Origin of the sequence: Acinetobacter sp. ANC 4805 (assembly GCF_022549495.1) — a bacterium.
Lineage (GTDB): Bacteria > Pseudomonadota > Gammaproteobacteria > Pseudomonadales > Moraxellaceae > Acinetobacter.
On record NZ_JAKZGD010000012.1, the window covers coordinates 65,324 to 80,327 of the forward strand.

13 protein-coding genes are annotated in these 15,004 nt (G+C 38.0%); 2 read left to right on the forward strand and 11 right to left on the reverse strand.

Annotation, left to right across the window (positions count from 1 at the left end; genetic code table 11):
* Window positions 1-31: 31 nt before the first annotated feature.
* The 7 genes from MMP60_RS14665 to pepN all read right to left on the reverse strand — a co-directional run bounded on the left by MMP60_RS14665 (window position 32) and on the right by pepN (window position 10,507).
* Window positions 32-1,864 (reverse strand): monovalent cation:proton antiporter-2 (CPA2) family protein, encoded by a 1,833-nt coding sequence (locus MMP60_RS14665; RefSeq protein WP_241337082.1) that lies wholly within the window; start codon window positions 1,862-1,864, stop codon window positions 32-34.
* 116 nt (window positions 1,865-1,980) lie between these two features.
* Window positions 1,981-2,700 (reverse strand): MgtC/SapB family protein, encoded by a 720-nt coding sequence (locus MMP60_RS14670; RefSeq protein WP_241337083.1) that lies wholly within the window; start codon window positions 2,698-2,700, stop codon window positions 1,981-1,983.
* A gap of 13 nt (window positions 2,701-2,713) precedes the next feature.
* The gene (mgtA, locus tag MMP60_RS14675; RefSeq protein ID WP_241337084.1) at window positions 2,714-5,470 is read right to left on the reverse strand and encodes a magnesium-translocating P-type ATPase; all 2,757 of its coding nucleotides are present in this window, start codon (window positions 5,468-5,470) and stop codon (window positions 2,714-2,716) included.
* 106 nt (window positions 5,471-5,576) lie between these two features.
* The gene (locus tag MMP60_RS14680) at window positions 5,577-6,278 is read right to left on the reverse strand and encodes a hypothetical protein (protein WP_241337085.1); all 702 of its coding nucleotides are present in this window, start codon (window positions 6,276-6,278) and stop codon (window positions 5,577-5,579) included.
* Window positions 6,279-6,607: 329 nt separating this feature from the next.
* Window positions 6,608-7,024, reverse strand: coding sequence for an RDD family protein (locus MMP60_RS14685; RefSeq protein WP_241337086.1), 417 nt, complete (start codon window positions 7,022-7,024; stop codon window positions 6,608-6,610).
* A gap of 67 nt (window positions 7,025-7,091) precedes the next feature.
* A complete protein-coding gene (locus MMP60_RS14690) occupies window positions 7,092-7,778 on the reverse strand; it encodes a dienelactone hydrolase family protein (protein ID WP_241337087.1) in 687 nt (228 codons plus the stop codon).
* A 122-nt stretch (window positions 7,779-7,900) separates the two neighbouring features.
* Entirely contained in the window at window positions 7,901-10,507 is a 2,607-nt protein-coding gene (pepN, locus tag MMP60_RS14695; protein ID WP_241337088.1) for an aminopeptidase N, read from the reverse strand.
* Window positions 10,508-10,851: 344 nt separating this feature from the next.
* Between pepN and MMP60_RS14700 the strand changes: the two genes are divergently transcribed.
* Window positions 10,852-11,109 carry a hypothetical protein gene (locus MMP60_RS14700; protein WP_241337089.1) on the forward strand — a complete coding sequence of 86 codons (258 nt, stop codon included), beginning with the start codon at window positions 10,852-10,854 and terminating at the stop codon, window positions 11,107-11,109.
* A gap of 68 nt (window positions 11,110-11,177) precedes the next feature.
* On the opposite strand, the gene MMP60_RS14705 is transcribed toward MMP60_RS14700, so the two are convergent.
* The 4 genes from MMP60_RS14705 to MMP60_RS14720 all read right to left on the reverse strand — a co-directional run bounded on the left by MMP60_RS14705 (window position 11,178) and on the right by MMP60_RS14720 (window position 13,589).
* Complete coding sequence (locus MMP60_RS14705) at window positions 11,178-11,651, reverse strand: DUF2147 domain-containing protein (RefSeq protein ID WP_241337090.1); 474 nt, start codon at window positions 11,649-11,651, stop codon at window positions 11,178-11,180.
* A gap of 208 nt (window positions 11,652-11,859) precedes the next feature.
* Window positions 11,860-12,333: a DUF2147 domain-containing protein gene (locus tag MMP60_RS14710; RefSeq protein WP_241337091.1), complete on the reverse strand. Its 474-nt coding sequence runs from the start codon at window positions 12,331-12,333 to the stop codon at window positions 11,860-11,862.
* Window positions 12,334-12,493: 160 nt separating this feature from the next.
* Entirely contained in the window at window positions 12,494-12,970 is a 477-nt protein-coding gene (locus MMP60_RS14715) for a DUF2147 domain-containing protein (RefSeq protein WP_241337092.1), read from the reverse strand.
* A gap of 145 nt (window positions 12,971-13,115) precedes the next feature.
* A complete protein-coding gene (locus MMP60_RS14720) occupies window positions 13,116-13,589 on the reverse strand; it encodes a DUF2147 domain-containing protein (RefSeq protein WP_241337093.1) in 474 nt (157 codons plus the stop codon).
* Between the two features lie 227 nt (window positions 13,590-13,816).
* On the opposite strand from MMP60_RS14720, the gene MMP60_RS14725 reads away from it, so the two are divergent.
* Window positions 13,817-14,977 (forward strand): hypothetical protein, encoded by a 1,161-nt coding sequence (locus MMP60_RS14725; protein WP_241337094.1) that lies wholly within the window; start codon window positions 13,817-13,819, stop codon window positions 14,975-14,977.
* Window positions 14,978-15,004 lie beyond the last annotated feature (27 nt).

A 15,004-nucleotide genomic window follows, 5' to 3' on the forward strand; every position in this document is an offset into this window, starting at 1 on the left:
TTATTTAAATCTATTTTAGTCGAGAGTCTCGTTACTTCTCCTCTCTACCCTTTTCAGTTTCTTCATCATTTAAAATTCGTCCTGCCTGTTTAGGACGAATCAATGGTGCTGTAGGCCGAGGATGAGAATGGGAGTATTGTAAACTCACCCCTGCATAGACATCATCCGCAGCAATTTCTGTTTCAAAACGCTCATTATCACGTTCTCGAATTTCATTTGAGATCATACGAACCTCATCTTCATCGACACCCAGTTGTTCTAAAATCACTTCACCGAATTTAATCGCAGATTCAAAGGTTTCACGAATCATATAGTCGACTTGTTGTTTGACTAAATGTAGTGAATGCTCCCGATCATAAGAACGCACTAAGACTTTGGCTAATGGAAATTCATGTGTCACCAATTCCACAATTCGATTGGTTGTTTGTTTACTGTCGACACAGATCACGATTGCTTCTGCCGTCGAAGCCCCTGAAGCATGCAAAATATCGAGACGACAGCCATCGCCGTAGTAGATTTTAAAACCAAATTTTTCTGCGTTTTGAATCATGTCGATGTCATTATCAATAATCGTCACATCAACCCCTCTTGCCAAGAGTAATTGACTCGTCACCTGACCAAAACGACCAAAACCAATCATTAGAATACTGCCACTTAGACCTTCAGCTATATCAACGTTATCAAGAGAAACTAAATCTTTGGTTTCGGTAAATCGCTTAAAAAGAATGCCTAAGATTGGGGTCAATACCATAGACAATACAATAATGGCTGTTAGATTCGACTTAACTGTATTATCAATCACTTGGGCAGTGACCGCCGCAGAAAACAGAACAAAAGCAAACTCACCACCTTGCGCCATCAATAAGGCACGATCCAAAGCTTCCGTATGCCGACTTTTGGTTATTCGCGCAACGATATAAATCATGAGTGATTTCGCAAACATCATTGCAATAACGCCACTGACAATCAGCTGCCAGTTTTGCTTCACGACCGATAAATCCAGTGACATTCCAACACCAAGGAAAAATAACCCCAATAAAATTCCTCGAAATGGTTCAATATCGGCTTCAATTTGGTGTCTAAAAGTTGATTCTGATAGCAACACGCCTGCAAGAAATGCCCCCATTGCCATGGATAAGCCACTGACTTGCATCAATAAAGCAGCACCCAACACTACTAAAAGTGCAGCAGCAGTCATCACTTCTCGTGCTTTTGCAGCAGCAAGCAATCTAAATAAAGGATTAAGCAACCAATAACCTGCGGCGATTAAACCTGCAATTGCAATTAAACCAATACCTATATTTTCCAAACGTGCTGAGGTACTTTCCACCACATGATTCGGTGCCATAAAAGCAACAATTGCCAGTAATGGGACAATTAATAAGTCTTCAAATAATAAAATCGCGACAATCTTTTGACCTTGTGGCTGTGCAATATCACCACGATCACCCAAGAGTTGCATCACAATTGCGGTAGACGTCAATACAAAACCTGCTGCACCAATAAATGCAACTTGCCATTTAAATCCAAATAAAAGCCCAACACCTGTTAATGCCAAAGCACAAGCAATAATTTGCAAAGTCCCTAAGCCAAAAATCTCACGCCTTAGACTCCATAAATGTGAAGGCTGCATTTCCAGTCCAATCACAAATAAGTACATGACAATACCCAACTCTGCGATATGCAGAATTGAGGCTGAGTCATGGAAGAAAGCAAAGCCAAATGGGCCAATAACTAATCCCGCGATTAAATAACCGAGTACTGAGCCTAATCCAATTCGCTTAAAAATCGGAACAGCAATCACAGCCGCAGCCAATAAAACAACTGGCGCGATTAAACTCATTGAATGTGCTTCTGAACTCATACTGTTCTCATTTTTATTCGTCTAAAGTCATTCTAAGTGAAACAATAAAAGACTTATATATCATTTATGAGACAATGCTTCCCAACATGATGATGTAAAACAATCCGTTGTAGACCTTAATTAATGGCATTTTTATCCCAAAATGCTTGGCGGATTTGTGGCATCGCATTGAGGTGATTAATGATATGCTGTGCTTCTTCTGCCTCAATCGAACTCGCAATCAGCGTCACTTCTATCTCGACTTCCTTTTCACCAAATGGCGTTACATCAATATCTTTGGCAGGATAATTATGATGTTTTAAGGTTAAATTCAATTCATCCATTACAATTTTGCTCTGACTCCGATCACATATAATGTAAATCACATGCAGCACTTCAGTTTCATCATCTAATGGACGGCGATCTATGGCATGAACAATCGGTCTTAACAGAGTATTCGCGGCTAAGATAAAACCTGTTGCCAAAACTGCTTCAACAATCAGATCAGCACCTGCCGAAGCACCCACAGCAGCAGAACACCATAATGTCGCAGCCGTATTTAAACCATGAATGTTGCCTTCTTGGCGCATAATCACACCTGCACCTAAGAAACCAATCCCAGAGACGACGTAAGCAATCACACGAACTGCCCCATCGGCTCCAGTCAGATTAATTGCAATATCAACAAAAATTGCCGCCCCCACAGCAACCAAAACATTTGTTCTAAGTCCTGCTGTACGTTGTCGATACTGGCGTTCAAACCCAATCAATGCACCTAAAATAAATGCAACTGAAAGACTAATTAAAGTATCGAAAATATTGGATAGGTTTGTATTTTGTAGAAATTGCAATTGCATCAGGCACCTCTAATTATTGCCAACCATAACGGCGAATATACATTTGCTTCACCCATTGTGTAACACACATATAAGCAATCAAAATGAATGGTAAATAGAAGAAATAACTCAAAGGTAAAGCTTCTAATTTTAAATAACTTGCTAATGGCCCCATTGGTAAGAAAATACCGACACACATAATCACGATTGTCATTACCAATAAGGGTGTCGCTGCACGGCTTTGAATAAATGGGATTTTAGCAGTACGAATCATATGTACGATCAACGTCTGAGTGAGCAATCCAACAACAAACCAACCAGATTGGAATAGGCTTTGCTGCTCAGGTGTATTTGCTGCAAAGACAAACCACATTAATGCAAAAGTAAGGAGGTCGAAAATCGAGCTAATCGGTCCAAAAACTACCATGAACCGCCCCACTTCTTCAGGCTGCCAACGTTGCGGTTTGGCAATCAATTCTTCATCAACATTGTCAAATGGAATTGCAATTTGTGAAATATCATAAAGTAAGTTTTGAATGAGCAAATGAATGGGTAGCATTGGCAAAAATGGAATAAAAGCACTTGCTATTAATACCGAAAAAACATTACCAAAATTTGAACTCGCCGTCATTTTGATATATTTGAGCATATTGGCAAATGTTCGACGTCCTTCAATAATCCCGTTCTCAAGTACCATTAAACTTTTTTCAAGCAAAATTAAATCTGCGGATTCCTTTGCAATATCAACGGCTGTATCAACTGAAATACCAATATCCGCAGCGCGAATCGCGGCAGCATCATTAATACCATCCCCCAAGAAACCGACGACATGACCATTGGCTTTGAGTTGTTCCACAATTCTTTCTTTATGTACAGGGCTTAACTTTGCAAAAATATGGTAATGCTCAACCGCTTGTTGAAGTTGTGCATCAGTGAGTGTTTCGATAGCACCACCGAGCAAAACTCGATGGCTATCAATCCCAATTTCACGACATACTTTCTGAGTGACAAATTCATTATCACCTGTGAGTACTTTTACAGTTACACCAAGTGCATATAAGCTTTGTATTGCTGCGATTGCAGATTCTTTGGGTGGGTCAAGGAATGTGAGATAACCAACCAAAATAAGCTCATTTTCATCAGCAACAGAATAATTTTCCTGAGTATTAGAAAACTCACGATAGGCAACTGCAACAACTCTTAAACCATCTCGATTGTAGCGTTGCATCAATGCTTCCATCGCAACTTGCCGTTGCTGTGACAAAGGCTCTATTTTTCCATTTATCTCTACATAACGGCAGACTTTAAGCATTTCTTCAACTGCGCCTTTAGTAATCATGCGCACTTTATTTTGAGGCGTTTTGACCACAACCGACATACGGCGACGATCAAAATCAAATGGGACTTCATCCAATTTTTTAAAGCGTAACTTTTGGGTTTTAATCTCCTGATCCACAGCATCTAGTACAGCAATATCCAGTAGGTTTTTTAATCCTGTTTGATAATAACTATTTAAAAATGCTTGCATTAATACATAGTCTGAGCTCTGACCATGAACATCGACATATTGCGATAAAAAAACCTTATCCTGCGTTAATGTACCTGTTTTATCCGTACATAAAACATCCATTGCACCAAAATTTTGAATAGCATCAAGACGTTTTACAATAACTTTCTTTTTAGATAAAAAGACTGCACCTTTTGCCAAAGTCGAAGTGACGATCATTGGCAACATTTCAGGGGTCAATCCTACCGCAACAGACAGCGCAAATAAAAATGCTTCGCTCCAATCCCCTTTGGTAAATCCATTAATAAATAAGACAATCGGTGCCATCACTAACATAAAGCGAATCAACAACCAACTGACTTTATTTACACCCATTTGAAAAGAGGTTGTACTACGATCTGTGGCAGTGACACGATGTGCTAAAGCACCAAAATAAGTCTGTATGCCTGTACTCACCACCATAGCACGTGCTGAACCAGAAACGACATTAGTTCCCATGAACACAATATTTTCAAGCTCTAATGCATTATTCATTGCAGTATCTTGCTGTGCTGGAAATTTTTCTACAGGCATTGATTCACCCGTCATAGCAGCCTGAGATACAAATAAATCTTTTGCTGTCAGAATTCGGCAATCCGCAGGAATCATATCTCCTGCTGAGAGTAGAATGACATCTCCTGATACTAAATATTGAATTGGCAATTCAAATTGAGTGTTCTTTTGATATTTAACTTCAATACCATAACGTTGCTGTATAGATGCTAAATCATCGTAGCTCACTTGATTACGTAAAACAGTTGCAGTATTGCTGACCATCGCTTTTAAAGCATCTGCTGCCTGATTTGATTTGGACTCTTGCCAATAACGCAGTAATGTCGAGAGCATCACCATAACTGTAATGATGCTTGAACCTGTTAAATCATCGGTAAAAAAAGCAACCAGCGCTAAAATACTGAGCAAAATATTAAATGGGTTCCGATAGCAATACCAAAGATGTTGCCACCACGTTAAAGGTTTCTCATGTGCAACTTCATTGAGACCGATTAACTTTTGTTGCGTATTTGCCTGCTGCTCAGTTAGACCAGATTCTGAACTATTTAATTGTTGTAACAACTGCACAGAATCCAATTGTGCAACATCCAATAACCGAGTCGACAATGTTTTACTGATTTCTTTTGCATAACTAGATTGATGTAATTCTTTAAAAGATTGACTACGTCCAAAGAAACGCATGAGATGAAATCTTTTTAGAAAAGCTGTAAAGAGTCGTTGCCAGAGTTTCATAGTGAAATCCTCCTTTTTTAGGCGTGCAAAACCCTTGACCTTATTTTTATGAATAAAGTCGATTGAAAAACATATAAAATTTAGGAGATAACGAAGTTCAGTGTTATTACAATGAAGGTGTAAAACTTAGTCCAAATCCAAACCACCGCTGTCGAAAAGTATGTAAGCGATCGCCCAAAGCGGCTTCTAAGGTTAAAATATTTGGAATAAGACTATATTGCATAGCAGTTTGAATGAATGGTGCTTGACGATCTTGATTAAAAGTTTCGACACTTAAACCCAAACGATCAGTTAAAGCGTAGTGGGTCGAAATCCCCCAGCGTATTAAATCACGATGGTCGTGGGTATACTGATAACCTAAATTAGTATTTAGCCCCCAACGTGGGTCTCTAAAATTAAAACTCACAGGTACATTTAAAAACCAATCCAAAGTAGAATACCGTTCAGACAGATCATCCCATGTCAGCATCAAACTGGTTGCTGCACTCCAGTTGTTCTGAATTGGCTTTAATACTGTTTTTGCCTGAGCAGAAAAACCATGCACACGATCAAGATCATGTATCGCATGGTAACCAAAAGAGATTTCCAAATTCGAATGAACATTACAAGCAGGCGTAAGCTGATACGAACGAACACCATTATTTGATGAATAGGCACTTTCTAATTGACAACTATAAGCGGTCGTAATTGAAGCATCATCTGTATTTAATAATGGATCAGCTTTACTCTTTTGAGCAAGCATAAACAGCCCACAGAGTAATAAGACACTGATCGCGCAATACCATTGAATGGAAGCATGTAAAAACATCGGCTTCTCCCCATCTTTAGGTGAGAAACTAAATGGGTGTAGTCAATACAATAAATTTTTGCTGATATGTAAAAATTTTATAGCGGAATTTAAAATATAATTTTTATCAAAGCTATCTTATTGCAAGATAGCCGGCCTAAAAGGCTTTCTTGCTCAATATTCGCTTTGGTTCAATAAATAATTAAACCCAAACCTTGAACAACTTCCCATTTAGGATCTCCGTTGAATAAACTCAACGGCATTATAGGACATGCTATTTGATTAACAAGTCCTATTTTGAGAGCTTTTTATTAAAAGTTTTATATTTTCGTATCTAAAATAATTGAGAATTAAAGCTCTCTGACCACCACTGTTTTTGCCATTTTGTCATGCCAGCCTTGTTTCTTAGGATCAAAAGCCACCCAAATCAAGCCAATAAACAAAACCAATACTGCTGGAAAATAACCAATATAACGAATAATCCCTTGACCAACTGTGACATTTTCTCCAGTCCTTTCGTCTAAGACTTTCAAACGCAACAAACGTTTACCTGGAGTTCCAGCAAATTTTACCCAACAGAATACACAGAAAGCGGCGATTAAGATTTGCCAAAGCCAATCTGCGGTTGATGTCATCTCAGATGAATACATAGAGTTCCAGCCCATCAACATTCCAATCGGCACTAATGCAACCATAATAATAATATTATCAATAATAGATGCACCCAAACGGATCCAAAAACCTGCATATTCATATTTATGTGACATTTTCCCCTCACTTTTCTATTTCTATAGATATAAATGCTTATAAATGATCGCCTTGTCAGCATATCATTTATACAATATTTTGTTTTAACTCACGTTCAAAAAAATCAACAGTTCGTTGCCAAACCACTTTCGCCTCAGGCAGTCCTCGACTGACACTACGAAAACCGTGCGGCATATTATAAGTATAAGCTTCTACACGATCGCCCAATTGTTGAATCAGCTTATTGCGCTTAGTGGCAGGACAAAATGGATCAACAGTAGCCCAATGTCCTTGTAGTATACGAACCTCATCTAAAAATTCGTTGTTTGGAACACCCGCACCTTGAATCCCCAGAGAATGATGATAAACCACAGGTGCTAACATATCTTCCCGCTTCGCCATCTGAATCACATAGCCCCCCGTTAAGCACTGCCCTAACATGCCTAAACGACCATTCGATCTTGGGTCTGCCTTTAATGCATCGAGTAATACATGAATTTCTTGATTAACTTCACTGTCCGCTGAATTGATACGTCCTGCCTTGCTCACCATAGCACGAATGCAATATTTGACTGCACCACCACTAAATAAATTAGGCACGTAAACCAAATAGCCCCGATCTGCCAAGTCTTGAGCATCTTCTCGATACACATCGAGTATGCCAAATAACTCATGCAGCAATAAGATTGCAGGTAATTTCTCTGAAGTTTGCGCAGGCGCATAAACTTCCACTTCTATTTGACGTGTCGGTAATGTGATTGTTTTTATTTCCATTTCTGTCGTCTGTCTGATTAGAATCATTTTTATACTATTTATGACAATACAAATTGTCAAATAAAAAAGGATGCCTGACGACATCCTTTCTCATGCTTATCTAAAAGCGATTGAAAACCGAATTAAATACTTAATAAGCTGTTCAATGTTTCAGATACATTCTTCGATTTTACTTTAGGCTGTAATGCTTTGAGTGCTTGCTGTACCTGATCACGCTGTGGTTCGGCTAAAGTATACCAACGAGAAAGTACTTGTAATAAACGAGACCCTAAAATTGGATTTTTCTCATCTAGATAAGCTGCAAGCTCAATGAAATGACTGACACCAAAACTCCAAGTATTGACTGGGTTTGCTGCCAAACCACCACTCACGGCACGAATACGGTTCGGCGTTCCCAAATCATAATCGACGTGCTTAGTCAGATACTCGATCGTTTCTGCTGTCGCATTTGGATTTGATGCTTGAATACTAAACCACTGATCTAATGACAAAGCTTCATCTTTAAAACGGTTATAGAAATCTTCTAAAGCTGCTTGTGCTTGCGGTGCATCATTCCAAACCAATACACGTAATGCACCCAGACGTTCAGACATATTGCCCGTTTGTTGGTATTGCACATAAGCCAAATCAAATGCGGACTCATCACCTTGGCGTGCCAACATATTCAGAGTGATATTCTTCAATGAACGCACCCCCATTGCCAGAGAAAACTCTTTTTGTAGGTCTGGGTCTAGTGCCAAATAAGTTTCTTTCCAAAATGAACCTAATTCACGTGCTAAACGAGCAAGTACTGCTTCACGTTTTTCACGAATCAATTCAGGTTCATACTCTTGATCAATACGACTACCCAAATAATTTTCACTTGGTACATCAAATAAACGTGATGCCAATAATGGATCTTTATTAACGAGTTCAGGCAAGGTATTTTTGATCGCCTGAATATAAGCATCTGCTTTGTGATCTTCTAAAAGAATACGTTCCAACAAAGTCTGCGTCGCTTGCCACTGGTTAAAACCATTGGTTTCATGCTGAATCAAGAACGCAAGATCATCATTTGAATAATCAAACACCAAATTGACAGGTGCAGAGAAATTACGCAATAACGATGCAACAGGTTGCTCCGTCACGCCTGTAAACTCAATACTCGCTTGGTCTTGATCAAATAAATACACACCATCTTTAACCTCATTCACAAACAGATCAGCGCTGTGCAAGGTATATTGCTCACCAGTTTTGGCATTAAATAAGGCTAAAGCCACAGGAATTGGCACTGCTTTGAGGTTTGGATATTTTGGATGGGCTTTCAAGCTTTGTTTGAAGCTTAAACGATAAATCTGTGCAGCAGCATCATATTCACCTTTCGCTTCTAACTTTGGCGTACCTGGTTGGTTATACCATGTAAGGAAGTTAGATAGGTCAACACCTGAACCAGCACTCAATGCAGCAACCCAGTCCTCAACTGTGACTGCTTGCCCATCATGACGTAGGAAGTATTCATCTGTGCCTTTACGGTATTTTTCTTTACCCAATAAAGTCGCCATCATGCGGTTAATTTCCGCACCTTTCTCATAAACAGTTGCCGTATAAAAGTTATTAATTTCAACAAAATGGTCTGGACGTGGTGGATGTGACAATGGACCTGCATCTTCAGGGAATTGATGCGATTTCAATACCGCCACATCATCAATCCGTTGTACAGCAGCAGACTGTAAATCTTCTGAGAAAGACTGATCACGGAACACTGTCAGACCTTCTTTTAAACAGAGTTGGAACCAGTCACGACAGGTAATACGATTGCCTGTCCAGTTATGGAAATATTCGTGTGCAATCACCGACTGTACCCGCATAATCGCAGCATCGGTGGTAAATTCTTCATCAGCCAGTACACAAGAGGTATTGAAAATATTTAAGCCTTTATTCTCCATTGCGCCCATATTGAACTGACTCACTGCGACAATCATATAATTGTCGAGATCATAAGGACGACCATAATGCTCCTCATCCCAACGCATAGAGTGCTTTAAAGCTTCCATTGCAATGTGACATTTCGGAATATCTTTCTCAATTGCATAAATTTCTAAGGCAACGTCACGCCCCTCAGAGGTGGTATAACGGTCTGTCAAAACAGCTAAATCACCAATGACACAGGCAAATAAATAACTTGGCTTTTTAGTCGGATCTTGCCAAATTGCAAAATGACGATCTTCACCGACTTCACCCGTTTCCAATAAATTGCCGTTGGCAAGTAAAACTGGATATTTCTTATCTGCCTCAACCCTTGTTGTAAATACAGATAAAACATCTGGACGGTCTGGATAAAAAGTGATTTTACGAAAGCCTTCAGGTTCATTTTGGGTAACGAATAAATCACCAGCTTTATATAAACCTTCAAGTTGCGTATTGGATTCAGGATGGATAATCACCTGAGTTTGAACAATGACCTCATCTGGTGCATCAGTGATCACCAATTGTTCACTATCTAACTGATATTGCGCTGCACTCAGGACTTGCCCATTCAGTTGAATCGACTTGAGTTCAAGATCACGACCTAAAAATACCAATGCTCCTGTCGCTTGACGCTTCATGACCATGGTTGAATCAACAAGCGTATGATCATCATAAACTTGGATATCTAAATGAATTGACTCAACTAGAAAGGATGGTTTTTGATAGTCTTTTAAATAAATGGTTTGGTCTGCTTGTACAGGAGGTTGCGCTGCAATATTCATCAGTATTCCTTATCTTTCATTTGCGTGTAGGTCTTGTTGACAAGACTTCTAATAGGGTCTGCTGATCATACGCCAACTTAGAAAACCTGTCTTTAGACCCACGCACTCGTTTTAAGAATTTTATTGGGGCTATTTATACAGTTTTCAAATCAAAGCATTAGATCAGGCTATTCTTTAGACGAAATAATCGAATCATGTTCATTTGTTCAATAAAACTACAAAATTAAGTCATTTTTTTCATTCGCTTATATTTTTATTCCCATTTTTATATTTTGTGCACGGTTATTGCTTAATCATATATGCCAATCTAGGTAAATAAAATACAACAACCGAGGGTTATGACTATGGAATTAAAAACACATCTTTATCGTCTAGAAAATATTAAAGCCATCCATGATCTTGCAAAAGCAGGCGTAGATCATCATGTGATTTCTGTTTTCTTGACTGCAGAAGGAATTAAACTAACAACGTTAGAAGTTACCAATATTATCAATACTTACGATGCACTAGGAAAAGAAAAAATACCAAGTAAAAAAGTACAAGCACTCATCACAGCAAAGAAAATTGGTCAGGAAGATGAAAACTTACCATGCCCTGTTTAATTAGTAACTTCACAAATGAAAAAACCTCAAGTCCGACCAGAGTTGAGGTTTTTTTATTCAAGCAACAATTATGGTGTTGCGTTATCCGTTCTCAACCAAACGACTGTACGGCCCAGAGCTGATACTCCCATATAACCCCGCATACGTAAACGTTTGCCTTCACCTGTTACAACTGCTTTACCTTTATAGACTTTACCACTTGTTGCTTCTAATACTCGACCATCAATATATGAATCTGGCTTATCTGGATCTTCTCTAAAACCTGATAAAATTTCTAAGCCAAGAATTGGCTTATTGGTATTTGGAGCTGGGCACTTGGTACAGTTCGCAAGTGAAAAACCACGAGCATTAGGATAACGATAAACAATTTTCCCATGAAAGCGACCATCTGATCCTTTACGGATTTCAACAATCGAAAGTTGCTCACCTGTACGTTCTTCAATACTTTTCCAATAACCTTCGATCGAAGCTGAAAAAGCAGTCATGCTTAAAAAAGCAATAGAAACTCCCATGATTCCTTTCAGAAACATTTGATTTAGCATACTAACCCCGTCTTTTTAAAAGCCAACCCATTCATATTTATAGGTTTAATTATTGAAACTTACCATATTTTCAGATAAGTTTCACGCTACCAATTAGTCCTTTTGCTTAAAAAACAACTGATCCAACTGGTATAATTCATGTAATGAATAACATTATTTTAAAATAAATAAAAACAAATTCTTTGACCTGATATATCACAGTTTTATTTTAAGGGCTTGCACGATCTGTTCTCAACCAGACCACTGTTCGACCTAATGCTGAAATTCCCATATAACCACGCATACGTAAACGTTTTCCATCACTCGTTACCAGCGCTTTGCCTTTATAAACTCTACCACTTGTAGGTTCCATTATTCTGCCGTCAATATAAGCATTCGGATTTTCAGGATCATCTTTAAGACTTGATAATATTTCTAAACCAAGAATAGGATGATTGGTATATGGCGCAGGACATTTAATACAATTTTCTAGTTTTATACCATGTGAATTGGAATAACGATAAACGATCTTACCGTGATAATAACCATCAGTGCCTTTTCTTATCTCGACAATCGAAAGTTGCTCACCAGTTCGATCATCAATGCTTTTCCAATAACCTTCTATGGATGTTGCATAACTGCTAATACTTGTGAAAACCAATGCGATGCCAAGGAAGCATTTTTTTAAAGAATATGTATACATAAAGTCCCTCATCATGCGAATAAGAATGAATAACCCACCTAGACTCAGACATTGCGATAAAATAAAAGACGATATTTCTGACTCAATGCCAAATCATTGAGATAAATTCAGATCAAGAACCTGACATTGAATCAAAAGTACTTTTCATTTATCAAATAGCTTAAGGATTCGCACTGTCTGTTCTGATCCATACCTGAGTACGACCTAAAGCCGAAATACCCATGTATCCACGCATACGCAAACGTTTTCCATCCGCACTTAACTGGGCTTTACCTTTATAAATATTGCCTGTTTTCGGCTCTAGTATTCTACCGTCAATATAGTGATTTGGGTTTTTAGGATCTTCTTTTAAGCCAGACGCAATTTGTAATCCTAATATTGGTTTGTTCTTATAAGGCTCAGGGCACTTCACACAATTGGTTAATACATTACTACCACCTGGAACAGGGTAACGATATACGATTGTGCCAGTATAAGTATTATCAGGTTTCTTTTTGATCTCTACGATTGAAAGTTGCTCTCCTGTTCTATCGTCGATACTTTTCCAAAACCCTTCAGGAGTTGCTGCAAAATTAGCCGTTGCGAATAGGGCAAATGAAATTCCCACGATTCCTTTCATGAGTGAATGTTTTTGCATAATATGCTCTCCCTAAGTGCAAAATAGATCCATCTAATATACATTTTTATTCTAATGTTCTGAGACAGTCAATAAAACTAATGGATATTTAATTGCTTAAAATCAAATTAAATTTTAAGCAATTCACATATATATAAATAAATGCCTATGGTTTCGCACTATCCGTGCGTATCCAAACGGTGGTACGACCTAAAGCTGAAATTCCAACGTAGCCACGCATATTCAAATGCTTACCATCTGTATTTAGTCGTGCCTTTCCTTTATATACTTTTCCTGTTTTACTCTCGACGATGAGCCCATTAATAAAACTATTTGGTCGCTTAGGATCTTCAACTAAACCCGTCAATACTTCCAGACCTAACCGCGGTTTTCCTGTGTAAGGCGGTGGGCAATTTACGCAATGTGTAACAACAACACCATGTGCATTTGGGTAGATATAAACAATCTTTCCTCTATAGGTATTATCTGGTGCTTTCTTGATTTCAATGATGGTCAGCTGCTCACCAGTTCGATCATCAATACTGCGCCAATACCCTTCAAGTGAGCCTGCATATGAGAGAATACTTGTAAAACAAGCAATTAAACCGATGGTAAATTTTACCAATATTTGATTATTCATCCTTATCCCTTTCTACTTCTACAAAACTAACTTAATAACATCTTTTAATAGGGACAAAAATTTACCATACTTTAAAAAATAGATCAGCCAATCAATGCATTTTTATATAAAACTCAGTGAATTAAACATCCTAAAAAAATTACTTTTTCTATTTAGATAAACTTTGCATCACTCCAACCATGAGCAATGTATAATTCTATTTTTTAAAGGTCACAGGTTTAACATCAATGGATTTACAGATTCTACAAAAACAGTTAGATGAAAGTAGCCATTGCCCTTTATGTCAAGCATCAATGTACTGGATTGAAGCGGAACAATACGCTCAAGAATTGCAGTTCCATGAGTGCAGCCATTGCCAACATCGTGTCTTTAAAAGTGATAGCAGACTAAATTGTCATTGTGCCCAATGTACCGCGCAGCGTAAAAAACAAACTCAACAAACTATCTTACAAGAACAGCGTAAATACAAAATCAAAGATGAAGTAATTTATAGCCTGAATCAATTGAGTTTCATGCATAAATTATTCTTACTCAGTTTGTTAGATCGTTATGCCTGTGAAGATGTTCAACATGATGAATTGATTCATTGGAAGAATATTAAATATCATGACTTTACACCCAATTATCTATTTCAAAATCAATTGGTTCAGGAACTTCTTAAACTTGGAATATTAAAACCACAGGATTCAAATGTAGAAACAGAGCATTTTTATCTCAATATTCGACTCGATGGTTATGCTGACCCAAGCCTGTTTAGTGTGACTCAACAATTACGCCATTGGTTCTACGAAAATCTAAGTTCAGGCATTCCCTTCAAAACAACAGATGAAGTCAAAGATGCGTTGTATTTAGTACTGTATCAAGAAATCGTACAATTCATGCAGTTTTACTGCCGAACTTGGGGCATTCAAATCGCTGGCAATCGCTCATTTCAAGCCTTTTGCTATCGTCTGATGGAACCTCTAGCTGTGGGGCAAATTTTCTATTTGATCCAAACTGCCTTGGAATATTTATATAAGCAGAAAGCATTACAACCCAAAAATGATAAATTTATCAACACGAATTTACTCAAAAAAACCTTGGAACAGTATCGTGAACGTGCTTTAGCAGAACGCTGGGAAACCACGACCTTACCACGTCCCTACACCATTCCATTTAGTAAAATGAGTGAAGTATTATTATTTAAATTTTTAGGTTATGACGAAAATATTTTTATTCAGCCCGTGTGGAAATCTTGGCGAAAAATAGAACCTCGTTTAAATTTTTATTCAGTGAAACGCTGTATGTATTGTGGTTCAAATGATTTAATCGTGGACTATGACGCGAAAGATTATGTGTCATTGATTTGTCGTCAATGTAAACATCAAGATCACTATTTTACACATTAAACTATTATTTTTAATCACTTTTAAAGG

Coding starts and splice junctions, on each gene's coding strand:
- MMP60_RS14700 (WP_241337089.1), top strand. CDS start 10,852: ATGGAATTAAAAACACATCTTTATCGTCTAGAAAATATTAAAGCCATC.
- MMP60_RS14715 (WP_241337092.1), bottom strand. CDS start 12,970: ATGCAAAAACATTCACTCATGAAAGGAATCGTGGGAATTTCATTTGCC.
- MMP60_RS14705 (WP_241337090.1), bottom strand. CDS start 11,651: ATGCTAAATCAAATGTTTCTGAAAGGAATCATGGGAGTTTCTATTGCT.
- MMP60_RS14710 (WP_241337091.1), bottom strand. CDS start 12,333: ATGTATACATATTCTTTAAAAAAATGCTTCCTTGGCATCGCATTGGTT.
- MMP60_RS14720 (WP_241337093.1), bottom strand. CDS start 13,589: ATGAATAATCAAATATTGGTAAAATTTACCATCGGTTTAATTGCTTGT.
- MMP60_RS14725 (WP_241337094.1), top strand. CDS start 13,817: ATGGATTTACAGATTCTACAAAAACAGTTAGATGAAAGTAGCCATTGC.
- MMP60_RS14680 (WP_241337085.1), bottom strand. CDS start 6,278: ATGTTTTTACATGCTTCCATTCAATGGTATTGCGCGATCAGTGTCTTA.
- MMP60_RS14670 (WP_241337083.1), bottom strand. CDS start 2,700: ATGCAATTGCAATTTCTACAAAATACAAACCTATCCAATATTTTCGAT.
- MMP60_RS14690 (WP_241337087.1), bottom strand. CDS start 7,778: ATGGAAATAAAAACAATCACATTACCGACACGTCAAATAGAAGTGGAA.
- MMP60_RS14685 (WP_241337086.1), bottom strand. CDS start 7,024: ATGTCACATAAATATGAATATGCAGGTTTTTGGATCCGTTTGGGTGCA.
- MMP60_RS14665 (WP_241337082.1), bottom strand. CDS start 1,864: ATGAGTTCAGAAGCACATTCAATGAGTTTAATCGCGCCAGTTGTTTTA.
- mgtA (WP_241337084.1), bottom strand. CDS start 5,470: ATGAAACTCTGGCAACGACTCTTTACAGCTTTTCTAAAAAGATTTCAT.
- pepN (WP_241337088.1), bottom strand. CDS start 10,507: ATGAATATTGCAGCGCAACCTCCTGTACAAGCAGACCAAACCATTTAT.